The organism is Parendozoicomonas sp. 209JJ7-1 (assembly GCF_058147085.1).
This window is the reverse complement of sequence record NZ_JBYVJU010000004.1, coordinates 1-22,803: the sequence shown is the minus strand read 5'-3', so window position 1 is coordinate 22,803 and position 22,803 is coordinate 1. Positions and strand designations below refer to the sequence as shown.

The following is a 22,803-nucleotide window of genomic DNA, read 5'->3' as shown; positions in this document are numbered from 1 at the left end:
AAGGAAGGCACTGTTATGGCTGGTGGCGTAGATATTCAGCGGGTCTCCCCCCATTTTCCACCCATTGGGACTGGGGGCGGGGCGGAAAAACCTGTTTCCTCCGGAACTGGCCAGGTTCAGGTTGTACCGGGAACAGCTTACCATGGAGTCCAGAATGAGAAGGCTGGAGCCGTCGTTTCCTTTGCTGAGGTTCCCCAAACTTCCCTCGCTCAACGTACGGTTTCCAGCCATCAGCCGGTTATCAGGCAAATCTATGACGGGGACTCTGTTCCGGACATTATTGTTGGCAATCTTCAGGAAATCAGTCGTTGCGGGAACCTAAACCAGGCTCAAGGGGTACTGAAGTCGGTCAATACCATGAAGCAACTGGAAATTGTCTGTGATCAGCTGTCCCATAGAGAATTCGCGTTTTGCCAGAAGGCCATACTTGGTCGTCTGAAAGAGCTGGAAGCTGATATCCACGTTAACCTGTTTTTGGCTACAAGTCGTGGTCAGGAGCAGATCGCCAGCTCCCTGTGCCAGCACCGAAACTTTATGGAAGCAGCATCCGCCCATGTGTTTTTTTCTGATAGTGCCAGTTACGTGAAATCCCATATGCAATCAACGGATGGGCAGGGCGCGATTAAAATCCTTGCCCGTGCAGAAGGATGTGGTGTTGATGATTTTCGTTTGCAACAACATGAACTGGATGAAAGTGGTGTCAACGTCAATCTCAAAGCGGCGGAAAAACAGGGGGCTGATGCTCTGTTCCAGGCCCGGACCGATGCCGAACTGGTGGTACAGAGTTATCTGGAACAACACTCTCCGGGTAAAGCTCAGCATATTGCTTTTCTGGCCAGTATGGCTGATGACGTCAATCGTCTGGTGGAAACCAGGTTACTGGCCAGGCTGGAACCAGCCGATCATGACAGTGTATTACTGGAAATGACACAGTTGAGAGTAAAGAACTGTGCACGGAAAATTATAGGGAAGAGCAAGAGCCAACCTGAGCTGTTGAACAAGATTAATGATTATCGCAGCCAGAGGATTCCCGGGAAGGCGGGTGCACGGGAGTTCCTGTTGGGAGTGTTTGGCGAAAAGGCGTTGAAATCGGATGCCATGATGCTTGCACGGCTGGTGACTGGCAGCCAGAATCCATCTTCGAAGGTGTTGAAAATGACAGAAGCGGAGGTTATGAAACAATGCGCCCAACAGCTTGCCGGCACACTTGAAAAGAAGGTTGCTGAACTCTCCGATAATCCCCGTTCAAAAGCTGTGGGTAAGTCAGCTTTTGCTGATAAACTCCGGGCCTGTGTGCGCGAACTTAAAATGACAGGATGAGTGCTGGCGAACTATTTATATTTAACAGAGCTTGGGGCAGAACTACAGCCAGCCTTTCAGTTTAAACACCCAGTAAGTGCTTAATCCGCTGACCACCATAAATGCCAGGGCCATTGGGTAACCAAACTCCCATCCCAGTTCCGGCATATCTGAAAAGTTCATTCCGTAACTGCTGGCAATCAGTGTTGGCGGCATAAAGACAGTGGCCATTACCGAAAAAATCTTGATGATTTTGTTCTGTTCCAGGTTGATAAAACCCATCACCGCTTCCTGGAGGAAGTTGATTTTGTCGAACAGAAAGGCAGTATGGGGCAGCAACGAGTCGATATCCCGCAACATCTCCATAATCTCCTGCTGGTGAATATCCGCCAGGCGAATACGGCGGTTACGAACCAGATAACGCAGGGAGCGCTGGCTGTCCAGCAGGCTAAGGCGGATTTTTCCGTTCAGGTCTTCCTGCATGGCAATATCTTTCAGGGCCTGGTCGCGGGTTTCGTCGTTGGTATCTTCCCGCAGGGTGGTTTCACTCACGGCATCCAGGCTTTCATAAACCTCTTCCAGAAGGTCGGCGAGGTAATCCACTTTCGCGGTAAACAGGGCGGTTAACACCACCATGGGGGAATCCAGTTCAAACTGCTGGCGCTTAAGGTAGTTACGCACCAGGCGAAACAGGCCGACTTCTTCATCCCGCAGAGTCACCAGCAGGTGGGGGCGAAGGTTGAAAGATACGCTGGTGTTACGCACTTCCTTACCGGAACGGTGAGGGAAAAAACTGGTGATATGCAGGCCGTCTTTATCCTGGTAAAAACGAGAGGTGGCCTCAATCTCGTTCAGGTCTTCGCTGTCCGGAACCTCTTCAACATAATACCTGTCCAGCCAGTCCCTCTCGTCATCCGACGGTTCCACCACATCCAGCCAGACTGTTTCGCCAGGTAGACTGTCATTCAGACCCAGCTGGTTGATAATGATGCTATTGTCCTGGATCTGGTAAGCCGTAATCATCTAAGAGGCAGCCCCCGAAGTAAGGTGAAAAGAGGGTAGTGGCCGATTCTAACATACGACTGGGTAAAAACCGTTTCCAATCGTTATTGTTATTTTCTACAGTCTGTATGTTTACCACAGGTTTATATCAGAAGTATTATCCCGATTTTACATGTGGGAAATTTCAGTTTTATGTTCCCCGTTGCAGTCTTTCCCGAATGGCTGCGAGTATCTGCCCGGTATTGTTTGCTCCGGAGTTTCTATGGTCGCCATGAGCCCATGTTTTGCAGCCGGAGACTTCCACCAGAAGCTTCTGTTTGGTCTGTAATAACTGGTTTCTCAGTACCTGATGCTGGCTGAATTTAGCGTATATGCCGTCGTACATCACGTCATACTTGATGCGATCCCAGTGCTGCCAGTTCACAAGGTTTCCGTAGTATTGGTTTTTGCCGATAGTGGCAGCGGCTCCTCCACTGGGAGCATTGTAGATAAGATTTATGACCTTTTGTCGTTGCTTTGGATCGCTGCCTTGCGCTGGAGCCAGCATAAATTTCTGGCACTGGAAATAGTGCTCAACGCTTTTGTAGTGGAATCCATTGATTCGAATAGGCTGTTCAATATTGCCGACAGAATGAATATAGGTGTTTGAAAGGAAATAAGTATCCTCGTCAAAATTTCTGTCAAAGAAAGTCACGGATTGTGTACCGCCTTCTGCTGTTCTGCTTTCCCGGTCGGCTGATCGCATATTGCGTACACGACCGTAGTTGTCTGGGCTGACTTCTACATTCTGCACCTCTCCCCTTAGGTTCTGAGCTTGAATGGTATAGAAATTGAGGGGGTGCCCTTGTCGGGTCCATCGCTTCTGTTTAGTGGCTTCAGGTGCAGCTGCTCTTTCTGCAACGGGTATTCTGGCTGGTGCCGGTCTATGCTCTTCCGGTGGTTGTTTCTGGGTTTGAACCTGGCCTATGGCCCGGGACCAGTAACTGTTTTGTGGCAGTTTATTTAGTGTGCGTTTGTGCTGAATAAAATCGTGCAGGTGTTTGGCGAAGGGGCCAAAGCCAACTTCATGGAGGAAATTCAGCATACGGCTGATCCGCAGCCGGTTATGGTCTGTATCACTCATGCCTGGAGGGGGTAGCCAGCGGTAGAACCGGCGGTAATTCTTCATGTCCAGTTTAAGGCTGATACCTTCACGAATAATGCCCCAATGATTCAGCATCAGATCCATCGACTGAATAATTTTTCTCTTGATTTCATCATCCCCGTGAACCGCCGCGATTATATCATTGGTTAACAGGGGGGCATTAGGGTTGTGGTCGCTGACTGTCCGAATAGGAAACAATAACTGAATATGGTTATGGATATTTTCCAGTGCGGATTCTCCCATGGAATGGATTGCCGCCAGGTTCCAGGTATGGCCGGGAATGCAGTATGTCGGATCTTTATAAAATCTTATCCAGTGAGGGCTGAGACCATGCTCGGAAGTCTGTTGCCTTCCGGCCCTGTGACTACGCGTGCGTCGGACTTGTCTCCGATGGATAGGGAGCGGGTTTACAGAAGGTGATTCTCTTTCTTTGTTAGACGATGAAACATGTTCTGATACCGAATCTGATGCCGAATCTGATGTAGAAGTGGAATGTGCACTGGAAGATGAAGTGGGTAGAGCCTCCGCGGGGGCAGACGTTCTACTTGAAAGGGAACCGGACACAACTGGCCGGGCATTATGCTTCAGCCCACAGGCTGTACGTTGACTACCGGGCAGAACACGACCTAACACGTTGCGTTCATGCAGGGTTTTTATCATTAATTGGTCATCAAATATGCCCCGGTTACACTGGCAATAGAATTTGGCCATACTGCAAGTGCGAATAACACCGGTGCTTCGGCATTGCCAGATTACATAGCCGGAACGGTGGTGGAGGTGTTCACGGTCATCCATATCGCGCATAACTTGATAGTTTTGAGGAGATCTTTTGATGTCTTCAACCAGGGTGTGCAGGGGTTGTCCGTTGATTATGTTTACACTACTCATATCCAGTCCGTTAGATACTAACCATAATTTCCAGAAACATAACAAGCCGGGCCTTTTAATCACCTAACAAGCTGATAAGCTGAACTAACAACCACAGGGAGTAGGTGGTGGACACAGACCAGAATATGAAGGGATGCATAACCTCCATGAATGATACTGATCTTAATGCCAGCCAGGCAGCCATATCTCTGGAAGAGCGGCTGGCCAGCCTTCAAGGTGAAATTGCGGAATTGAAGGCACGGCTGGCAAATTACGAGTTCCATTTGCAGGACGGTCAGAGTCAGGTTCCGGGTGCCGGTACCGGTTTATTTACCAAAGACTTTATTCCTGCCGGGCGGGTCGTTGGCGAGTACACTGGCGTTAAATCATTCCGTCTGCTGGTACCGGCAACGGGCCGCTATGTTATGTGGCAGCGCAATGAACAGGGCTTGCCCCAGTTCCTGAACCAGGACACCTACATTCTCTGGCTGGTGGATGAAGAGGAAGATAACCAGCCCTGGCGGGGGGAGTATCCGTCACTGGAAACAGGTATTGATGGCGCGACCGGTTCAAACCTTATGCGTTATGCCAACAGCCATGATGAACCCAATATGGAAATGTTTGTAACTGAAGATCAGCATGTTGTGGCTATGTCGTTGAGGGATATTGAACCGGGCGAAGAGCTGTACTGGGATTATCACCCAGGCCGTGACAAAGACTTTGAAGTGCATCCGGACCATATTGAAACCGATCTTGAGCGGTTTGTTTCCGTAAACGACAAAGGATGGGTACGGTTAACTGAACAGGCGCTGCAGATTCCCCAGAAACGGCAAGGGCATCGCAGAAAGAAGAAGCGCAAGAAGAAATAGCGCTGCCTAAAACCTCAACAGGGGCTAACCCGGATATTTCATAAACATGCTCCCGATCTCGCTTGTTCCCTGCCGCTCTAAGGAGATTTGACTCAGTCGACCGTACACCCCGGTACGGTGCTTCTTCGCCAAACACCTTAGAGCAACAAGGCCCGGCGCGATCTTCGGGGCAATTTATGAAATATCCGGGCTAAGCACCTCTCAGGCTGAGTACACAGATCATCAATCCGAAAATAACCATTGGCCAGAAGAGAATACCTCCTGGCCAATGGCTTATCACAGATTGTTGTTTCAGTTTGCCTGCCATCATCGCTGGTAAAAGAATTGCCAATACCGCAAGTCCCAGTGCCGCATAGCTCAAGGCAATAACAAAAGCGCCGGGAAGGAAGAGGGCAATAGTCAGGGGAGGAATATAAACAATCAGGGCTGTTTTTATTCGGGAGCGAGAATTTATTGCTGAGTGAATAAAATCAAACAATCCCAGGGCGACCCCCAGAAATGAAGTGACCAGAGCCAGGTTGGTAAATATATGAAGGCTTAAGGAGAGCTGTTGGCTGCTTTGGTTTGAGAGTGCATTGACCAGAGCGCTTACGTTTCCCTTTCCGGAGAGGTTTGCCAAGGTTTGATTATCCAGCTGCCCAAGGGTTGTAGCCAGCCAAAGAAGGTAAACCAGCAGGGGCAGAAAACTTCCCCAGATAAACACCCTTTTCAATGTTTTACGATTGGAGCCGGCATAGGCGATCAGGCTTGGAATGCTGCCATGGAAGCCAAACGAGGTGAATATCACCGGAAGTATCAGTAGTCCCCGCAGGGGAGTATCCGGGACAACCTGCAGTTTCTCCATATCAGCGGTTGGGGCCAGAAGGCCAAGTGACAGGGCAAAGGTACACAGCATCAGCAGGAACAACAGCCGGTTGCAGATATCAACACTCCTGACCCCGGCCGAAGAGATAAAGCCAAAGATTACGGTAAATAGAATCAGGCCCCAGAAGGAAGAAGGTAGCGGAGAGTTTTCCGCTGTTTGAAGATAAGTCGACAGTTGGCTTCCTCCGCCAGCAATATAGGCGGACAACAGGGCGTAATAGAGAAACAGCATGGAACCGACGGAGAGTATCCGGCCTCTTCCCTTAAGGGTTTCCTTTGCCATTACAAACAGACTGCAGCCCGGTTTGACCGCCAGATTGACTTCCATGGTCACCAGAGCCGCGACCACCATCAGCCCCCAGACAATCAGCATTAAGCCGGCCATGGCAGGAAACCCCAGCCCATAGGAGATCATGGGCAGGGCAAGCATGCCGGCACCAATGCTTGTGCCGGCAACAATCAGAGTGGCACCCACAACGGGAGAGGAACTGAACATATCCTACAGAATAGGAAATATTCAGGTAGGAGGAGTAGTTCCTATGTTAACCGCCGGGCCAAGAACGGCAGGGCCGGTATCAAGAAGATGGATTTCCAGTACAGCCAGCACTCGGGCAAGTATTTCCCGAATGCGGTTGTTGTAGTCTGAGGAAATCAAAACTCCCCGGGCATTAAATGCAATAGCGTTGATGTTATTGGCCCGGGCAATATAGAGAGCACGTTCGTTCTGGAATTGCTGGGAGATAATCGTAAAAGATTCCAGGTTAAAAACATCCCGTGCCCGCATAATGGAGTCCAGAGTGCGGAACCCGGCATAGTCCCGATAAATAATATTGGCAGGTACGCCCAGGCGAATCAGATCCTGCTTCATGCGGGTGGGCTCATCGTACCAGCGAGTGCCGTTGTCCCCGCTTACCAGTACGTAACGGATACGCTGCTTTTTCACCAGCAGGGCGACAGCTTCAAGACGGCGATAGTAGTGACCATTTGGTTTGCCATCGGAGGTGTAGCGGCTGGTACCCAGCACTACGCCTACATCATTGACCGGAAGCTGCTGAAAATTACTGTACAGAAAAGGTGCGGCAGAACGCCGGACAGAAATATTGCAAAGGGAGATAACAAGAACCACGCCGGTGGTAAATAACACCATAAATAACAGGAATGCTTTGCGGGTGAACCACTTTGGCATGGGCGCTTCCGGATACCTCAGGATAAAAACGTGAATTCGCCTTAGCGTAACGTTGGAGACCAGCCAGAGTAAAGCTGCAAAATTCCACGGCTTTAAGGGGAAAGGTCACCGCTGACGGACTCAACTTTCAGGCTTGTCGCAGGAACTTCCCGGAGTTTTTTCTCCAGAACATCAACAATAGAGGGATACTTCTCCGCTGAGTGTTTGGTTGTGCCAGTGAATAGCGGAGCGTCCAGCTGCCGGTGAATGGCATTCAACAGAGAGGTTTCACTGTTCACCACGCGGATATTGCCTTGGTCCAGAGTGTTGGTGCTCTCTTCCTGGCGCACAAAAATAACCGGGACTCCCATTTGTGCAGCCATCCAGCCAACGGTTGAGCGGTGGGTTATTACCAGCTTTGCCAGACTGGCCAGACGTACGGTGGGAATATCGGTAATAACTTTGAGATTGTTCTCTCCAACCTTCCGGGCAAGATTATTCTCAACGGCTGCATTGGTGCGGGGATGGGGTGTTATCAACCACTGAAGGTCCGGACGCAGCTCTATGGCGAAGGCCATCAGGGAGAGATTATTTTCATAATCATTGCCATAGCCACCGGCAATCAGGGCTATGGGTCGGGTATCAAGTTCCAGGGGTTGCCTCAGGGTTTCAGGTTCTTCCCGGGTAAAGGTTTCCCGCCACTCCTGCAGAGCCGGGTGGCGAACGGTTACCGGACTTCCTGAGCGGACAATGGCCTGGGAAAAACTGTTGGCAAGGTACTGTGATGGAACCAGAAGCTGTTCAAGTGGAGGTGTCTGGGCCAGCCAGGAAGCGACCCACTGCTGGCCCGCAGGCGGCTCCATATTGTCGTAGAAGGCCACAGTCCAGGCTCCCTGCTGCCACCAGTCATTAGTCAGCCGGGCCTGCGCTGCGTGGGCCATGCCCGTCAGAACAATAGTGGGCGCAAACTGTTTCGTAAGGGTTGAAATGATTTCCGGTGGCAGCTCAGCATTGCGATCAGTGAGCCATTGGCTCGCCCGTTCAGGAGAAACCTGGTCATTGAGCCGGGTAATATTGTCTCCATCGGGAAACAGCGCAGTGGCAGGGCCAAAGGCAATGATATGCCAGCGAATATCCCTTTTATCCAGCTCTGGACGCAGGGTACGGAAGGCCCGGCCATCGCCGTTATCGTAGGCCAGCATTAATACATCAACAGGCTTTGGGGGCTTGGCTGGGCGCGCCGTATGCTTGCTGGCTGCGCAACCTGCCAGAAACAGGAAAAGACCGGCAATCACCAGATAATGAAGTGGCAGCTCTGACGGGGGCATGGACTGGGACATGGTGAAAGATACTTATTAGTGTTTTTGCCCCAGTCTAGGAGCCTGTCGGACTTAACGCCAACCTATTGCGAAAAAGTCGGGCGTTGACGTTAAATCCGGCAGGCTTCTATCAACTGTATGGCCGGGCAACTGTATGGCCGGACTGAGTTAAGAGTTACCGGCGACTCAGTAGCACTCCACTCTCGATATGATCGGTATAGGGGAACTGATCGAATAGAGCCAGCTTTTCGATAGTGTGGGTTTTGGTCAGGTTGGAGAGATTGTCTTTTAGAGTGTTTGGGTTACAGGACACATAGACAATATGGTCAAAACGCTGAACCAGGGCTTCGGTATCAGGGTCGAGACCGGCCCGGGGAGGATCGACAAAGATGGTAGTGAAATTGTAACTGTCCAGATCCACATGGCTGAGGCGGCGGAAAGGCCGTTCCCGGTTAAGGGCCTGGGTAAACTCTTCGCTGGACATACGGGCAATGATGACGTTATCCACGGCGTTCATTTCGAAATTTTTGCTGGCGGAATTCACTGATGATTTGGAAATTTCCGTGGCCAGAACCTGGTTAAAATTGCGGGCCAGAATACAGGTAAAGTTACCGTTTCCGCAGTAGAGTTCGACGAGATCGCCGGTGCTGTCGTTGGTGGCCTCTTCTGCCCAGCCCAGCATCTTTTCATTAATACCGGCATTTGGCTGGATGAAACTGTTCTCTACCTGATTGTAACGGAAGAGTCGTCCGTTGACGTTGAGCTCTTCGGTGACCCAGTCCCGGTCCAGAACAATTTTCTGTTTGCGGGCCCGGCCGATAATCTCAATGCCAAACTGTTCCCGCAGAGGCCGCGCGGCGGCAATCCATTCATCATCCAGTTTCTTGTGGTAGATCAGGGAAACAACTGCATCGCCGGTCTGGGTGGTGAGAAATTCCACCTGAAATAGCTTTTTTCTGAGGGTTTCCTGTGTACACAGGGCATCCATCAGAGGTTCCATCAGTTCATTAATACGCGTGGAACCAATGGGAAATTCGGTAATGGAAACACGCTGCCGTGTTTTCTGGTCAAACATCACGTAGTGGGTGTGTTCGCCCTCATGCCATACCCGGAACTCGGCACGCATACGGAAGTTTTCCGGGGCAGAGCTGAAAATGTCCGGCTTCGGAGGCTGGAATTCACCTAACAGCTGCTGCAGGCGCTCAACTTTGGCCTGCAGCAATGCCTGGTAGCGGTCGGGGGAGGTAATGCCAGTGGACATCCGGTTTTGTCACCTGTTCAGCATCTGGAAAAGGCGACGGATAATACGATTAACCGACCGGTTTCACAAACCCGCCGGTTACAATGGTTTTTTGGGGAAATCAGCGGGCATCAAAGACAACCATGGTTTTGCCTTTCACCGAAACTATGCCTTCATCTTCAAGGTTTTTCAGAACCCGGCCAACCATTTCCCGGGAGCATCCCACAATACGGCCTATCTCCTGGCGGGTGATGCGAATCTGCATACCGTCCGGATGGGTCATGGCATCAGGTTGTTTGCACAGATCCAGCAAGGTTCTGGCAACCCGGCCAGTTACATCTAAAAATGCCAGATCACTGACCTTGCGGGTGGTGATTTTCAGGCGTTGGGCCAGCTGTTTGCTGATATCGAACAGAATATCGGGCATTTCCCGCGCCAGTTCCCTGGCCCGCTCGTAACTGATTTCCGCGATTTCACAGTGGTTACGTGCACGGACCCAGGCGGAACGTTCGCTGTTGTCGGAGTTGAGGAACAGGCCTAGTTCACCAAAAAAATCCCCACGATTCAGGTAGGTAATAATGATCTCACGACCTTCGTCGCCTTCAATAAAAACAGTGACGGAGCCATCCACGACATAGTACAGCGTGTCGGATTTATCCCCTGCACTGATAATGTTTGTGCGGGAACGGTAATGATGTATATGGCAATGCTTCAGAAAGTGCTCAATACGCCCTTTCTTTTCCAGAGGGATATGACGGGTTCGTACTACCATTTGTAACTTCCGTTATTGTCGGGAGTTCTGCGGTAAAGGACAAACCCCGGCATTGTTATTATCTTGATCTGGCTACACACTTTATCGATTCTGCAAGCAAATAGTGTCGAGTTATGCGGCTTGACCTGTACTTTAAATGAGAGGCAGGTCTCATCAGAGGCAAATCTTCTAACTTGCATCATAAACGAGTTTTGCTCAGGAGCGAACAATTAAAAATGTAGAAGATGCTCATGGGGAATTGCTGTATGGTGACGACACTCCCCCCGGCCCCGGTTTTACACTGTTCTGCGTCGGTGCTGTTTATATAATATTAATACGTTGCTTATACATATAAATTGTCAGAGAGATAATCAGAGAGAGTGTATGAAAGCTCAGGTTAAGTGGATTGACGGAATGCGTTTCGCCGGACGTTCCGGCAGCGGACATAGCATCATGATGGATACCTCTGCCAGGCATGGAGGTACAGAGTCAGCCCCCAGCCCCATGGAAATGATTTTGATGTCTGTTGGTGGCTGTTCTTCCGTTGATGTCGTGAACACCCTGAAAAAATCCCGCCAGCAGGTGATTGACTGCGAAGTGCGGCTGGACAGTGAGCGGGCCGATGCGGTTCCGGCGGTATTTACCAAAATTCATCTGCACTTTGTTATAACTGGCCATAACCTGAAAGAGAATCTGGTGCGCAGGGCGGTTGAACTGTCTGCGGATAAATATTGTTCAGCTTCTATTATGCTGGGCAAAGCTGGCGTGGACATTTCCCACGACTTTGAAATTAAAGAGCTGGATGGTCAGTAAAAAGAGATTTTATAAAAATCATGATAGAAAAGGGAAAAACTTCAAGCTTTTCCCTTTTTCTTTTCCGGAGATTAACCTGGAGGCCAGCCCATGGCCCGTTCTCCGAGCAGATGCAGATGAATATGGTAAACAGTCTGTCCGCCCTGCTTGTTGCAGTTCATCACAACACGGTAGCCGTCTTCCGCAAAGCCTTCCTCTTTCGCCAGTTTGCTGGCTGTCAGTATCATATGCCCAAGCAGCCCGGCATGTTCCTGTCGGGCATCATTCAGTGTGGTGATATGTTCTTTGGGAATCACCAGCATATGATTAGGGGCAGCGGGATAAATATCCCGAAAAGCCAGCACCTTGTCGTCTTCATAGACTTTAGTGGCAGGCATGTCGTCACTGATAATTTTACAAAACAGACAGTCTGAACTCATGGAGTGCTCCTTGCTTTTTGTATTCAACGGATAATCTTCTGGTTACTGACGGCGCAGAACAGATTAATACTTTACCGCTTCTGTTTCTTCCGAAGCGCCCGCATACATTTGCGTATGTAGGGAAAAGAGTGATATCCAGCTTTTTCTTATCGTTATAGCGCGTCAGGTATTTCAGGTTGCAGGGTTTGTTATTCTAGCAAATGAAACCTAATCTCCTCAAAAGGTTGTCGCAATCAGCAATCAGATGCAGTGGTTGTCAGTGTGTCATGAAAGGTGAAAAAACAGTTCTGTCTCGTTGCTGTCAGTCGATGCTGTCAGTTGGTGAAGGGATAAACGAGATGGTTTGTTGCTGGGGGTGCCATATGCGGACAGGAAGGAATAATCTGTTCCGCTACAGCTTCTGGCTGCTGTTGATATCGTTTATCCCAAAGGGAGAAGCGGGCCTGGATGAGACTATCGCCCATATCCGGCAGCTTCTGGGTAGAGGGGAGAAAGTCGCCATTCTGGTAATAGATATGCAGAAAGAATACGTAAGAACTTATGATTTTCAGGAGATTACCCGAACTCTTCAGGATCAGGCTGAACTGCTGTACTACTTTGCCCACACAAAGGATGTTGTTTTTGTTGATGTGAACTATGAGGGACAAGGCCGGACGTTACCCGATCTTGTGACAGCCCTGACCTTCGCGAAAGAGAGACAATACAGACTTTTTGTGAAAAATGTCAGTAATGCCTTTTATACCTACAGTCGGCTCGATAAGGAAAGCCTGGATGTCGCTATCTCCGGGAAGCTGGGGGATGCTCTTCGTAACATGGGGGCCACGACTGTTATGCCCATGGGGTGTTTTGACGCAGACTGTGTTGTTAATACAGCCTGGGGGGCAAAACAAGCTGGCTTTCAGGTCTTTGTGGATCGGGATTTGAATATAAAATACTACAACACCATCTACATGGCAAAATGTGGGGTGACGCCGGAAGAACATATGCGCAGTGTAGAGTTGAGCTGGGAGATGTTCAGGAAAGAGTATCCTGATGTTCTTATTATTCCAGAGTCTTCCGGGGGCATATGCAGTGATCAATAACGGTGTTGACACGCCCTCTTCGCGTTCAGGCTGGCGGCGAGCGGAAGGGTCGCCAGCAATGATGTGATTACGCGCGCAGACTTCCCTTATCATTCTTATATTTTTGGCCTTCTTAAAAAGGCTTAACAACAACCAGCAGAACAATAGCGATCAACAACAGTACAGGAATTTCGTTGAATACCCGATAAAAAGTATGGCTACGGGTGTTGGCATCTGCGGCAAAGGTTTTTACATACCTCCCGCAGATATGGTGATAGGCAATCAGCAGGATGACAAGAGCCAGCTTTGCATGCATCCAGCCCTGTTGCATATAGGATGGCACCAGATATACAAGCCATATACCAAAGGCCAGAGTCATGATCATGGCGGGGGTCATGATTCCGCGGTAGAGTTTGCGCTCCATAATCTTGAAGCGTTCGTTGCCGGCAGAATCGGTTGTGTCGGCATGGTAAACAAACAGGCGAGGCAGGTAAAAAATAGCCGCAAACCAGCATACGACACTGATAATATGGAACGCTTTAATCCACAGATACATAACACACCCCATTCATGCCGCAGTTCTTGTTAGCCGCTGCTATCGGTATTTTCCAGGATTATACCTGAGAATAACGTTCCAGGTCTTCCCGGGTGATAACGCCGACGATGCTTTGGACTCCCTGGCGATTCTGGCTGTAGATATAAAGACTGTCTACCTGCTTTGCACCCATAAGCTCCCAGGCATCAAAGACTGACGACTGTTGACTGATAGCACAGGTTCCATAACGCAAAGACGGAATTTCAAGAAGGTCGATAATAGAATTACCGGACAAATCAATATCACTGTCTTCATTGTGGAGGTAAAGGGTCAGGTTTTTTGCAGGCATCAGGGCTTTGTTTTTTTCATCGTCTGAAATCATTATCCAGTCAGGTTCTGACTCCAGCAGTTTTATAAGCTCTTGAGCAGGCATAAGCCGTTCAATCCGGGCGTAACTTCTGTTCATCAGGCTGGTGAGACCAATCCGGGCAAAGGCTTTGTGGACAGGATTATTAATCCGGTTAAATCCCCACAGGCTGAGTACCTGTTCAAAGATGCCGGGTTGCCTTAATAGCAGGCGGGCGATGAGAGAGGCAACAACAATAGCCAGCATGGCAGGAAACAGCAGGCTTGGATTGCGGGTCATTTCTACAACGGTTACCAGCGCCGTAAGTGGGGCTTGCAGCACAGCGCCTAGCATGGCACTCATACCTATCATGGCATGAAAACCATTGCTGCTGGTATCCAGACCGGGAATAAAGCTGATTAGGGTAACGCTGAGAATCCCGCCACTGGCTCCCAAAAACAGGGTGGGGCCGATCAGGCCGCCTGGAACCCCAAGGCCGATACTGGCTGAACTGGCCAGCAACTTACAAACAAGGATGGTGGCTAGAAACAGCGGAGCATGGCTGTCGATCATTAATGAAGTTACCGTGCCATAACCTACCCCCATAATTGAAGGAGCAGCTGTGGCCAGCAGGCCGGTTATGACTGCGGCAAGAAACAGTTTTACTGTCGGGGAGATATTCACCGTGCACTGGTTGGTCAATACGATCAGCTTACAGAACAGAATGCCCAATATTCCCATGGTTATCCCAATCAATATCACCATGGGCAGTTCCCTGAGCAGGTCAATATCAATAACCGGCACCAGAAAAGCCGGGTCGACTCCATACATCCACTGAGTGATGCTGGCGGCACTGACAGATGCCAGCATAACAGGCAGAAACCCTGCGAAGGTGTACTCGATTAACAGCACTTCCAGGGCGAATATAACGCCTGCGACGGGAGTATTAAAGGCGGCTGAAATAGCTGCGCTGGTACCGCAGGCCACCAGAATTCTCAGGCTGTTATTGGGCAGTTTCATGGATTGTCCAAGCAGACTGCCTGCAGCAGCCCCCAGGTGAACAGCAGGCCCTTCCCGTCCAATAGAGTGCCCGCTGGCAATAGCGATAGCGCCAGCGAAAAACTGATGAAGCAGGTTGCCAGCGTGAAGACGACCCTGGTGCCAGTCCAGACGTTCAATGACATGGACAATACCCACCCGGACATATTTCTTGCTTATAAAAAACAGGGGAATGACAAGGAGACAGGAGCCAGCGACAGGAAGCAGGGTTCGCCATTCCCAGGGCAGCTGCTGGTAAGCGCCTTCCGGTGCGCCCACCATAAAAAGGAACGATAAAAAGGTAATTGTTTCCCGGAACAGCATAATCACTATGGCTGTGATTACACCGGATATTAACCCCAGTAATGAAAGTTGTGGCAGGGCATCAATATCTGCCAGTTTATGGCGGAACCTGTCCATGTTCGGTGATGAATGTTTGATGTTCACAGGTCGCTATCCCCTGACTCAACAGCCTGTTGAGTAAGAAATCTCAGAATGATCCGGTGATAAGCTGAACACATAATTTACTGGGACAATTGTTTCTCCCACAAAATGGCAGCTACGGGTAAACTCTTGCGCCTTGGTGTTGCTATGCGCCAGATGGGTCGGGAATACCTGGATATAATCTATTGTTCCTGCAGAATTGCCCAGTCGTATTGTCAGGGTATTGATTTGTTGGAGATCATTTTATAATGACCGGACAAATTTAACAGCAATAACGGGTGAGGAATGTGATCAAGGCAGGCGTAGTTGGTGGTACCGGGTATACAGGTGTTGAATTGCTGAGGCTGCTGGCACGGCATCCGTCTGTGCAGTTGGCAGCGGTAACATCCCGGGCTGAAGCCGGTCGACGGGTTGATGATCTCTATCCTAATCTGCGTGGGCATATTGACCAGTGTTTCACCGAGCCGGATACCGAAACCCTGGCGGCCTGCGATGTAGTCTTTTTTGCCACCCCCAACGGCGTTGCCATGAAGCAGGTGCCCGAGCTGCTGGAGCGTGGCGTGCGGGTGATTGATCTGGCGGCAGATTTTCGTATTAAAGATGTTGTCACCTGGGAGAAATGGTACGACATGATTCACGCCTGCCCTGAGCTGGTGGCGGAAGCGGTTTACGGCTTGCCGGAAGTGAATCGCGAAGCCGTAGCCAAGGCTCGCCTGGTGGCCAATCCCGGATGTTATCCAACGGCTGTACAGCTGGGATACAAGCCGTTGCTGGATGCAGGGTTGATTTCCCATGAAGGGTTGGTGGCCGATTGTAAATCCGGAGTCAGTGGTGCCGGGCGCCAGGCCAGTATTGGCACTTTGCTGTGTGAAGCGGGTGACTCTTTCCATGCCTATGGCGTGGCTGGGCACAGGCATTTGCCGGAAATTGCCCAGGGCCTGTCGGTTATGAGTGGTGGTGGCGTGGAGAACCTGACCTTTGTTCCCCATCTTTTACCGATGATTCGCGGAATTCATGCCACCTTGTATGCTCGCCTGCTGGATAGGCCCGGTACCCGTCTGGAAGAACTGCAGACTCTGTATGAGAAAACCTACAGGGATGAGCCGTTTGTGGATGTTATGCCTTTGGGCAGCCTGCCGGAAACCCGGAGCGTGCGGGGAGCCAACCAGTGCCGTATCGCGCTTTATCGCCCGGAAGGTGGAGATACCGTGGTAGTTCTGTCGGTGATTGATAACCTGGTGAAAGGGGCTTCCGGACAGGCTGTTCAGAATATGAATGTGATGTTTGGACTTCCCGAGAAGGAAGGGCTGGAAATTGTCGGCCTGTTACCCTGAGTCCGATATTGTGTTGTTCGTCGGCCTGTTGGCTTAGGAGGTTTCATTGAAGGATTTTCCCCGTTTCTGGACATCTCGCCACGATGGGGCGGGCGGACGGGAAAAGCGCATGGTTGTTGTGGCCGATGATCCGGCTCAGCGTGCCAGAATGTCTTTTATCTTCCTGTTGTTGCTGGGGGGGATGACTGCGGCAGGTTTCTATCTTGGCGTCAGTATCGCCTCCCGGGAGCTTGGCATCCTGCGGGCTGAGCTTTCCATAACCAAGACCGATTACGGGGAACAGACAGAAGAGCTGGATACCCTTCGACGTCGGGTTGCTATTCTCGAGCGTAGTGCCTGGATCAGCAAAGAGGCGGCTGAAGAGGTCCGTCTTGAATTGGTGCGCCTGAGGGAGGAGAAAAGTGCCCTCAACCGGGACCTCAGTTTTTACCGGGGAATCATGGACCCGGACAGAGCCGACCTAGGGGTGACAGTACAAAATTTTGAACTGGTGCCCACATCTGCCCCCCGTCGCTTTCAATGGCGTATGGTTATTGTCCAGAATGCCCGACAGCATCAGTTTCAGCGGGGGACCCTGAAGGTTCGCCTTGAAGGGCATACCGGAGATAAAAAAAGCTCTTATGAGTTGTCCCAGCTTTCCAGTCAGTTTTCCAAGGGCGGAGAAAGCCTGGGCTTTCGTTATTTTCAGAGCTTCCCCGGCGATGGTGCCTGGGGTGTTCTGGTGTTGCCCGAAGGGTTTAACCCGGACAGCGCTGAAATATCCATTCAGCTGACAAGTCCGACTAAGAAGTTGAATAGCAAATCGTTTGAATGGTTAATTGAGGAGTCTAACTGATATGTTTGGGAAAAAGGCTCAGGGCGAAGCCATGAAAGTCTCAGGGCGTGAGGGAACAACACTGATTGCCGAAGGAACTGAGATTCACGGCAATGTCCGTTTTCGTGGTGTTATGCATGTGGAAGGCTGCCTTCATGGAGATGTGCAGGCCTATGAAGGAACTTTACGTTTAATTGAAAGTGGTACTATTGAAGGTGATATTCGCGCACCTCATATAGTGATTAATGGCACAGTCAAAGGGAATGTCCACGCTTCGGACAAACTTGAGCTGGCCAGCAATGCCAATATCAGTGGTAACGTGTATTACAAATTGATTGAAATGGTGATGGGTGCCCAGGTGAATGGAAGCCTGGAACGGGTTGATGCTATGGAAGAAGAGCCCATGCTGATTGCTTCCGAGGCTGGCTCCTGGAAAGAACAGCCGGTTGAAGCGGTTCTGGCTGACTGAGTTGTTGGTCACACTGTCTGTCGAAGGGGTTCCTTTGACAGGCAGACCCTTTACTATAGTTGACTGTATTACTCGGAATTGGGGATAATGCCCCGATATGCTGTATGCTTGGAGGTCGAATGTCTGCCGCCGAAACCTTTGTTCCGGAGCCGGTTATTTTCAGTGAGAGCGCCGCTGTCAAAGTGAAATCTTTGGTGGAGGAAGAAGGTAATGAAAAGCTGATGCTTCGTGTTTATGTTACCGGTGGAGGCTGTTCCGGCTTTCAGTATGGTTTCACTTTTGATGATGATCTGGCGGAAGACGACACTGTTGTTGAGAAGATGGGCGTCAAGATGGTTATTGATTCAATGAGTTTTCAATACCTTATTGGTTCCATGATTGATTATACCGAAGGTCTTGAAGGTTCCCGCTTTACAGTAAATAACCCAAATGCTGCGACTACCTGCGGATGCGGAATGAGCTTTACTGTTTGATGTTTTGATTTGTCTGTGGTCACTGATCTGGTGACCACAACCTCTTTTGATATGTTTCTCTTAAATGTTGCTGATTCTTCTTATTGTTTCTGTTTTCAGAAGGGAAGTCGTATTTGAAAGGAATTTATGCTGGGTAAATTCCTCCCAGAATACGTTCGCCTGAAGCGTTGGTGGCAGCGGGAAGGTTGCCGGTCAGACCGTGTAGGGTTTGCCGGGCAAGCCAGGCGAAAGCGGTGGCTTCAACCCACTGGGGTTCCAGGCCAATGTCCTCGGTGGTTTGAAGATTAATGCCGGAAAGATTGTCCTGCAGCCTGTTCATCAGGTGGGTGTTCCGGGCTCCGCCGCCACAGACAAACACATCCTGACAGTCTGTCGTGTAAGTCTGAATAGCGTCGCTCAGTGTGCGGGCTGTTAGCTCCACAAGTGTCGCCTGAACATCCTGCCCTGAGAGTTGCTGTCCAAGATAGGACAAATTGCTCCAAAGCCAGGAGTGATGGAAATCTTCTCTACCGGTGCTTTTCGGGGGGGGGCGGGAAAAGAAACTGTCCGCCAGCAGCAGTTCGAGCAGTTCCTGGGAGATATTTCCTGATGAGGCCCAGCGTCCGCCTTTATCATAGCGTCTGCCGCTGTGGCGGTAACACCAGTCATCCAGCAGAACATTGCCCGGACCAGTATCAAAACCAGTAACGGTATCGCTGGTTTTCGCTGGCAGGATGGTGATATTTGCCATACCGCCAATATTGGCCACTACTCTTGTGCGGGTGGGGTGACGGAAAATAGCTTCATGGAATGCTGGAACCAGTGGCGCGCCTTCTCCGCCGGCAGCCATATCCCTGCGGCGGAAATCTGCGATGGTGGTAATGCCGGTCTGTTCGGCAATCAAGCTGGGGTTACCAATCTGCACAGTGTTACCAATGGAGGGCAGATGTCGGATAGTTTGGCCATGACTGCCAATAGCACGAATCTGGCAGGCATCAATATCAGCGTTCTGCAGCAGTTTATTTACTGTTTCTGCAGAAAGAATGGCCACAGCCTGGTCGGCCTGGCACATGACTTCCAGCTCATTATCACTGGGTTGACAGAGGGTGGATAACTGGCTGCGCAGGCCGGAAGGCAGGGGTGTGGATATCTGCTCTACCAGAACCGGAAAGTCCGGAGCCAGATCCACTAACACGGCGTCCATTGCGTCCATGCTGGTGCCTGACATCAGGCCAATATAAAGCTCAACTTCCGGAGCAGACTTAGTGGACGACATTTCCGCTCTCGGTAGAAGCCAGTAACCTTCCGGAGTAATTGTCCAGTTCTGCGAGCATAACTCTGGAAACCTGTTGGAATTTGGCCATTTCCTTCAGGGGCAGTGGCTTTGCGTCTGGCAGTTTTACTGTCAGAGGGTTGCGGTGGACGCCATTCACACGGAACTCATAATGCAGGTGCGGTCCCGTTGCCCAGCCGGTCTGGCCAACATAACCAATAATCTGCCCCTGTTTTACCCGCTGGCCCCGTTTGAGTCCTCTGGCGATTCGGTTCTGGTGGGCGTAAACAGTTACAACGTTATTTGGGTGCTTGATAAATACAACGTTACCATAGCCTTTTTGTCGGCCAGCTGTTTTCACAATACCATCACCAGCTGCCTTTATTGGTGTCCCTGTAGGGGCCGCGTAATCAACAGCACGATGGGGGCGTTTGGTCTTAAAAATAGGATGCAGGCGATTCGGATTAAATTTTGAGCTTATGCGAGTGAAGTCTACCGGAGTGCGGATAAATGATTTGCGCATACTTTTGCCGTCGGGAGTGTAGTAATCGCTGTAACCTTTGGAATCTGTGTAGTACACAGCTTTATATACTTTGTCCCTGTTGGTGAAGGTGGCAGCAAGAATTTTTCCGTAGCCGATTCTTTCGCCATCCAGAAATTTCTCTTCATAAATCAGGTTAAAGCTGTCGCCTTCCCGAATATCCATCACAAAATCGATATCCCAGCCAAAGATGCCGGCCAGCTTCATGGTCATATTGTCTGGCAGTCCGGCAGCACTTGCAGCAAGAAACAGAGAGTTCTTTATGGTTGCATTGGCATATGTGCGACGGATCTCCGGTTCTCTGATAACTTCCCTGGAGGTGAAACCCTTATCAGATTTGGTGTACTCGATACTCTCCAGTTTGTTGCGAATATAGTGCAGGGAGTGAAGTGCACCATTTATCAGGCCAAAGCGAATAGTCTGACCGGGGCGAATGCTTGCAAGTACTTTTCCATGGTCACTGGTACGCAGAATGCGCTGAAGCGTGCCGGCGCTTAAGGATTGTCTGGAGAAAATATCCGACAGAGTATCGCCTGGGCGCACAGTGGTTTTCTGCCAGGTAATAACAGCTTCAGGTACCTCTTCCACATGCTTTTCGCGATTGGTTTCTGGTTCTGCCTGTGTTTGCTGGGCTTTCGTCTCAACAATATGGGGTGTTACGGGGGATGCCGGGGTGGTATTGACAGTCTTCAGGGACAGGGGGATTTCGGTACGTTCGACCTGAATATCTTTTCCTGGCGTAAACGCCAGGAAAAGGCCAATGCCGGAAGTCATGCAGGCAATGGCCAGAATATGACGCCGGGGGAAATTTTTGGCTGCAAGCCAGAGTGCGTTTTTCAATATTTTCATGCTCGAAATAACATGGCTATCTAAGCAAGCCCCAGTAAATAAGAGTACAGTATAAAGCTTTATTTATCCCCGAAACACCGGGGAATTGCCAGAAGATTGTGTAGCAGCAAAATGAGGCTGCAGGTGAATAGCGATGATGTCAGGAGGTTGTCTTTTTTCCGCCATAGGGTATGTTTGCGTTTTTAGGATTTCATCACCTGGCTTACCGGAAAATAATATAGCCTGCCAGGACAATACAGGTAGTTAAACTATGTCGGGCGGTCAAAAACCGTTATTGGAAGATCTGCAGCAGCGTGGCCTGATCAATCAGGTAACTGCAGAAGAGGAGCTGGTTTCACATATTTCTGAGGGTTCCCGCACTCTTTATTGTGGTTTTGATCCGACTGCGGACAGTCTGCACCTTGGGCATCTGGTTCCTCTGCTGGTGCTGAAGCGTTTTCAGCAGGCCGGTCACAGGCCTATTGCTCTTGTTGGTGGTGCGACAGGTCTGATTGGTGATCCGAGTTTTAAGGCGGCGGAACGTCAGCTGAATACCCCTGATGTTGTTGCCGGCTGGGTAGATAAAATCAAAGATCAGGTCAGTCAGTTTATTGATTTCGATTGCGGAAAAAATTCTGCCATTGTTGCCAATAACCTGGACTGGACTGGCGAAATGAGTGTGCTCGATTTCCTGCGGGATATCGGCAAGCATTTCTCCATTAATGCCATGGTGAATAAAGAGTCGGTTAAGCAGCGTATTAACCGTGAAGGCAGTGGTATCTCCTTTACCGAGTTCTCCTATGCGCTGCTGCAGGGCATGGACTTTTCCGAACTGAATCGTCGTCATGACTGCACACTACAGGTAGGCGGTTCTGATCAGTGGGGCAATATCGTTGGTGGTATTGATCTGACCCGTCGCCAGAACAAGGTCCAGGCTTTTGGTCTCACTGTTCCCCTGATTACTAAAGCTGATGGCACCAAGTTTGGAAAAACAGAAGGTGGAGCGGTTTGGCTGGATCCGAAGAAAACATCCCAGTATGCCTTCTATCAGTTCTGGCTGAACACCGCTGATGCAGATGTATACCGCTTCCTGAAATTCTTCACCTTCATGCCGGTGGAAGAGATTGATGCTATTGAAAAGGCTGATGCTGAGCGTCAGGGGCGTCCTGAGGCGCAATCTGTTCTGGCCCGTGAAGCAACAAAACTGGTTCACGGTGAAGAAGGTCTTGCGTCTGCTATGCGTATTACTGAAGCCCTGTTCTCCGGTGATCTTAACGCCCTCAGTGAAAGCGAGCTGGAACAGCTGAGCATGGATGGCCTGCCCTGCACCCGCTTTAACAGCAGAGATCTGGAGGGTAAATCCCTGAACCAGTTCCTGGCGGAAAGCGAACTGGCCCAGGGTAAGCAGATTAAAGACGCACTGGGTCGTAAGGGGCTGCTTATTAATGGCGAAGCCAAGTCCAAGGAAGACAATATGAAGCTGGCTGAGTCTTTTGCGAAAGAGAAAGCCATGTTTGGTCGTTTCTTCCTGGTGAAGATGGGCAGGAAAAAACACCAGCTGTTTGAGATTGTCTGATAGCCTGTTTCTTTTCAGGGTTAAGTCAAAAACACCGGCTAAAGCCGGTGTTTTTATTTTCCTGCCATGAATGCTGAATGTTATTTAGTGCTGTTGACAACGGCTTATAAATTCGTAGAATGCGCTCCTCGTTAACCGGCACACGACTGCAGGGAGGCAAATTAAAGTAACGCTCAGGCGAGCACTTTAAATTGTTTTCTAAATTATGAGTTCTGTGAAAAACACTGGTTGACACCGGCAGCTTCCACGGTAAAATGGCGGCCTCGCTGAAACGACTGCTTCGCAGTCACTTATTAAGAGATTCAGCAATCCTCATCACGAAATGAGTTGATGGGCGATA

The 22,803-nt window shown here is 50.1% G+C and carries 21 protein-coding genes; 9 read left to right on the top strand and 12 right to left on the bottom strand.

The window, feature by feature from the left end; genetic code table 11:
- The first annotated feature begins 15 nt into the window (after positions 1 to 15).
- Complete coding sequence (locus tag ACY2RQ_RS05160) at positions 16 to 1,320, top strand: hypothetical protein (protein WP_490111888.1); 1,305 nt, start codon at positions 16 to 18, stop codon at positions 1,318 to 1,320.
- Positions 1,321 to 1,362: 42 nt separating this feature from the next.
- Here the strand turns inward: ACY2RQ_RS05160 and corA are convergent, their stop codons facing one another.
- Positions 1,363 to 2,322: a magnesium/cobalt transporter CorA gene (gene corA, locus ACY2RQ_RS05155; protein ID WP_490111887.1), complete on the bottom strand. Its 960-nt coding sequence runs from the start codon at positions 2,320 to 2,322 to the stop codon at positions 1,363 to 1,365.
- A gap of 169 nt (positions 2,323 to 2,491) precedes the next feature.
- Positions 2,492 to 4,333: a riboflavin biosynthesis intermediates N-glycosidase gene (ybiA, locus tag ACY2RQ_RS05150; protein WP_490111886.1), complete on the bottom strand. Its 1,842-nt coding sequence runs from the start codon at positions 4,331 to 4,333 to the stop codon at positions 2,492 to 2,494.
- 146 nt (positions 4,334 to 4,479) lie between these two features.
- On the opposite strand from ybiA, the gene ACY2RQ_RS05145 reads away from it, so the two are divergent.
- Entirely contained in the window at positions 4,480 to 5,181 is a 702-nt protein-coding gene (locus ACY2RQ_RS05145) for an SET domain-containing protein-lysine N-methyltransferase (RefSeq protein WP_490111885.1), read from the top strand.
- A gap of 190 nt (positions 5,182 to 5,371) precedes the next feature.
- On the opposite strand, the gene ACY2RQ_RS05140 is transcribed toward ACY2RQ_RS05145, so the two are convergent.
- The 5 genes from ACY2RQ_RS05140 to crp form a co-directional block, all read right to left on the bottom strand.
- Positions 5,372 to 6,541, bottom strand: coding sequence for an aromatic amino acid transport family protein (locus tag ACY2RQ_RS05140; protein ID WP_490111884.1), 1,170 nt, complete (start codon positions 6,539 to 6,541; stop codon positions 5,372 to 5,374).
- A gap of 21 nt (positions 6,542 to 6,562) precedes the next feature.
- Positions 6,563 to 7,231: a SanA/YdcF family protein gene (locus tag ACY2RQ_RS05135; RefSeq protein ID WP_490111883.1), complete on the bottom strand. Its 669-nt coding sequence runs from the start codon at positions 7,229 to 7,231 to the stop codon at positions 6,563 to 6,565.
- 92 nt (positions 7,232 to 7,323) lie between these two features.
- A complete protein-coding gene (locus ACY2RQ_RS05130) occupies positions 7,324 to 8,550 on the bottom strand; it encodes a hypothetical protein (protein WP_490111882.1) in 1,227 nt (408 codons plus the stop codon).
- A gap of 154 nt (positions 8,551 to 8,704) precedes the next feature.
- A complete protein-coding gene (trmA, locus tag ACY2RQ_RS05125; protein WP_490111881.1) occupies positions 8,705 to 9,790 on the bottom strand; it encodes a tRNA (uridine(54)-C5)-methyltransferase TrmA in 1,086 nt (361 codons plus the stop codon).
- A gap of 100 nt (positions 9,791 to 9,890) precedes the next feature.
- Positions 9,891 to 10,541 carry a cAMP-activated global transcriptional regulator CRP gene (gene crp / locus ACY2RQ_RS05120; protein WP_490111880.1) on the bottom strand — a complete coding sequence of 217 codons (651 nt, stop codon included), beginning with the start codon at positions 10,539 to 10,541 and terminating at the stop codon, positions 9,891 to 9,893.
- A gap of 363 nt (positions 10,542 to 10,904) precedes the next feature.
- On the opposite strand from crp, the gene ACY2RQ_RS05115 reads away from it, so the two are divergent.
- Entirely contained in the window at positions 10,905 to 11,333 is a 429-nt protein-coding gene (locus tag ACY2RQ_RS05115; protein ID WP_490111879.1) for an OsmC family protein, read from the top strand.
- Between the two features lie 71 nt (positions 11,334 to 11,404).
- Here the strand turns inward: ACY2RQ_RS05115 and ACY2RQ_RS05110 are convergent, their stop codons facing one another.
- Entirely contained in the window at positions 11,405 to 11,752 is a 348-nt protein-coding gene (locus ACY2RQ_RS05110; protein ID WP_490111878.1) for a histidine triad nucleotide-binding protein, read from the bottom strand.
- A 362-nt stretch (positions 11,753 to 12,114) separates the two neighbouring features.
- Between ACY2RQ_RS05110 and ACY2RQ_RS05105 the strand changes: the two genes are divergently transcribed.
- Positions 12,115 to 12,834 (top strand): isochorismatase family protein, encoded by a 720-nt coding sequence (locus tag ACY2RQ_RS05105; protein ID WP_490111877.1) that lies wholly within the window; start codon positions 12,115 to 12,117, stop codon positions 12,832 to 12,834.
- A gap of 112 nt (positions 12,835 to 12,946) precedes the next feature.
- Here ACY2RQ_RS05105 and hemJ read toward each other — a convergent pair whose 3' ends face one another.
- Positions 12,947 to 13,369 (bottom strand): protoporphyrinogen oxidase HemJ, encoded by a 423-nt coding sequence (hemJ, locus tag ACY2RQ_RS05100; RefSeq protein WP_490111876.1) that lies wholly within the window; start codon positions 13,367 to 13,369, stop codon positions 12,947 to 12,949.
- 58 nt (positions 13,370 to 13,427) lie between these two features.
- The gene (locus ACY2RQ_RS05095; RefSeq protein ID WP_490111875.1) at positions 13,428 to 15,179 is read right to left on the bottom strand and encodes a chloride channel protein; all 1,752 of its coding nucleotides are present in this window, start codon (positions 15,177 to 15,179) and stop codon (positions 13,428 to 13,430) included.
- Positions 15,180 to 15,463: 284 nt separating this feature from the next.
- Here ACY2RQ_RS05095 and argC point away from each other — a divergent pair, with 284 nt between their 5' ends.
- From argC to erpA, 4 genes are all read left to right on the top strand, one after another.
- The gene (argC, locus tag ACY2RQ_RS05090; RefSeq protein WP_490111874.1) at positions 15,464 to 16,510 is read left to right on the top strand and encodes an N-acetyl-gamma-glutamyl-phosphate reductase; all 1,047 of its coding nucleotides are present in this window, start codon (positions 15,464 to 15,466) and stop codon (positions 16,508 to 16,510) included.
- Between the two features lie 46 nt (positions 16,511 to 16,556).
- Positions 16,557 to 17,345, top strand: coding sequence for a DUF6776 family protein (locus tag ACY2RQ_RS05085; RefSeq protein WP_490111873.1), 789 nt, complete (start codon positions 16,557 to 16,559; stop codon positions 17,343 to 17,345).
- Position 17,346: 1 nt separating this feature from the next.
- On the top strand, positions 17,347 to 17,793 hold the full coding sequence (locus ACY2RQ_RS05080) for a bactofilin family protein (RefSeq protein WP_490111872.1): 447 nt from the start codon (positions 17,347 to 17,349) through the stop codon (positions 17,791 to 17,793).
- 119 nt (positions 17,794 to 17,912) lie between these two features.
- On the top strand, positions 17,913 to 18,266 hold the full coding sequence (gene erpA, locus ACY2RQ_RS05075) for an iron-sulfur cluster insertion protein ErpA (protein WP_490112090.1): 354 nt from the start codon (positions 17,913 to 17,915) through the stop codon (positions 18,264 to 18,266).
- Between the two features lie 124 nt (positions 18,267 to 18,390).
- Here erpA and ACY2RQ_RS05070 read toward each other — a convergent pair whose 3' ends face one another.
- Together ACY2RQ_RS05070 and ACY2RQ_RS05065 are read right to left on the bottom strand one after the other, a co-directional pair.
- Positions 18,391 to 19,521: an anhydro-N-acetylmuramic acid kinase gene (locus ACY2RQ_RS05070; RefSeq protein WP_490111871.1), complete on the bottom strand. Its 1,131-nt coding sequence runs from the start codon at positions 19,519 to 19,521 to the stop codon at positions 18,391 to 18,393.
- Positions 19,508 to 20,908, bottom strand: a complete 1,401-nt coding sequence (locus tag ACY2RQ_RS05065; protein WP_490111870.1) for an OapA family protein — start codon at positions 20,906 to 20,908, stop codon at positions 19,508 to 19,510. Before ACY2RQ_RS05065 ends, ACY2RQ_RS05070 begins: the two co-directional genes overlap by 14 nt.
- Before the next feature lie 250 nt (positions 20,909 to 21,158).
- Here ACY2RQ_RS05065 and tyrS point away from each other — a divergent pair, with 250 nt between their 5' ends.
- Positions 21,159 to 22,463, top strand: coding sequence for a tyrosine--tRNA ligase (tyrS, locus tag ACY2RQ_RS05060; RefSeq protein ID WP_490111869.1), 1,305 nt, complete (start codon positions 21,159 to 21,161; stop codon positions 22,461 to 22,463).
- Positions 22,464 to 22,803: the final 340 nt, after the last annotated feature.

Bases quoted from the DNA above. Each gene is read 5' to 3' on its own strand.
- ACY2RQ_RS05160 (WP_490111888.1), top strand. From the start codon at position 16: ATGGCTGGTGGCGTAGATATTCAGCGGGTCTCCCCCCATTTTCCACCC.
- corA (WP_490111887.1), bottom strand. From the start codon at position 2,322: ATGATTACGGCTTACCAGATCCAGGACAATAGCATCATTATCAACCAG.
- ybiA (WP_490111886.1), bottom strand. From the start codon at position 4,333: ATGAGTAGTGTAAACATAATCAACGGACAACCCCTGCACACCCTGGTT.
- ACY2RQ_RS05145 (WP_490111885.1), top strand. From the start codon at position 4,480: ATGAATGATACTGATCTTAATGCCAGCCAGGCAGCCATATCTCTGGAA.
- ACY2RQ_RS05140 (WP_490111884.1), bottom strand. From the start codon at position 6,541: ATGTTCAGTTCCTCTCCCGTTGTGGGTGCCACTCTGATTGTTGCCGGC.
- ACY2RQ_RS05135 (WP_490111883.1), bottom strand. From the start codon at position 7,231: ATGCCAAAGTGGTTCACCCGCAAAGCATTCCTGTTATTTATGGTGTTA.
- ACY2RQ_RS05130 (WP_490111882.1), bottom strand. From the start codon at position 8,550: ATGTCCCAGTCCATGCCCCCGTCAGAGCTGCCACTTCATTATCTGGTG.
- trmA (WP_490111881.1), bottom strand. From the start codon at position 9,790: ATGTCCACTGGCATTACCTCCCCCGACCGCTACCAGGCATTGCTGCAG.
- crp (WP_490111880.1), bottom strand. From the start codon at position 10,541: ATGGTAGTACGAACCCGTCATATCCCTCTGGAAAAGAAAGGGCGTATT.
- ACY2RQ_RS05115 (WP_490111879.1), top strand. From the start codon at position 10,905: ATGAAAGCTCAGGTTAAGTGGATTGACGGAATGCGTTTCGCCGGACGT.
- ACY2RQ_RS05110 (WP_490111878.1), bottom strand. From the start codon at position 11,752: ATGAGTTCAGACTGTCTGTTTTGTAAAATTATCAGTGACGACATGCCT.
- ACY2RQ_RS05105 (WP_490111877.1), top strand. From the start codon at position 12,115: ATGCGGACAGGAAGGAATAATCTGTTCCGCTACAGCTTCTGGCTGCTG.
- hemJ (WP_490111876.1), bottom strand. From the start codon at position 13,369: ATGTATCTGTGGATTAAAGCGTTCCATATTATCAGTGTCGTATGCTGG.
- ACY2RQ_RS05080 (WP_490111872.1), top strand. From the start codon at position 17,347: ATGTTTGGGAAAAAGGCTCAGGGCGAAGCCATGAAAGTCTCAGGGCGT.
- erpA (WP_490112090.1), top strand. From the start codon at position 17,913: ATGTCTGCCGCCGAAACCTTTGTTCCGGAGCCGGTTATTTTCAGTGAG.
- ACY2RQ_RS05070 (WP_490111871.1), bottom strand. From the start codon at position 19,521: ATGTCGTCCACTAAGTCTGCTCCGGAAGTTGAGCTTTATATTGGCCTG.
- ACY2RQ_RS05065 (WP_490111870.1), bottom strand. From the start codon at position 20,908: ATGAAAATATTGAAAAACGCACTCTGGCTTGCAGCCAAAAATTTCCCC.
- tyrS (WP_490111869.1), top strand. From the start codon at position 21,159: ATGTCGGGCGGTCAAAAACCGTTATTGGAAGATCTGCAGCAGCGTGGC.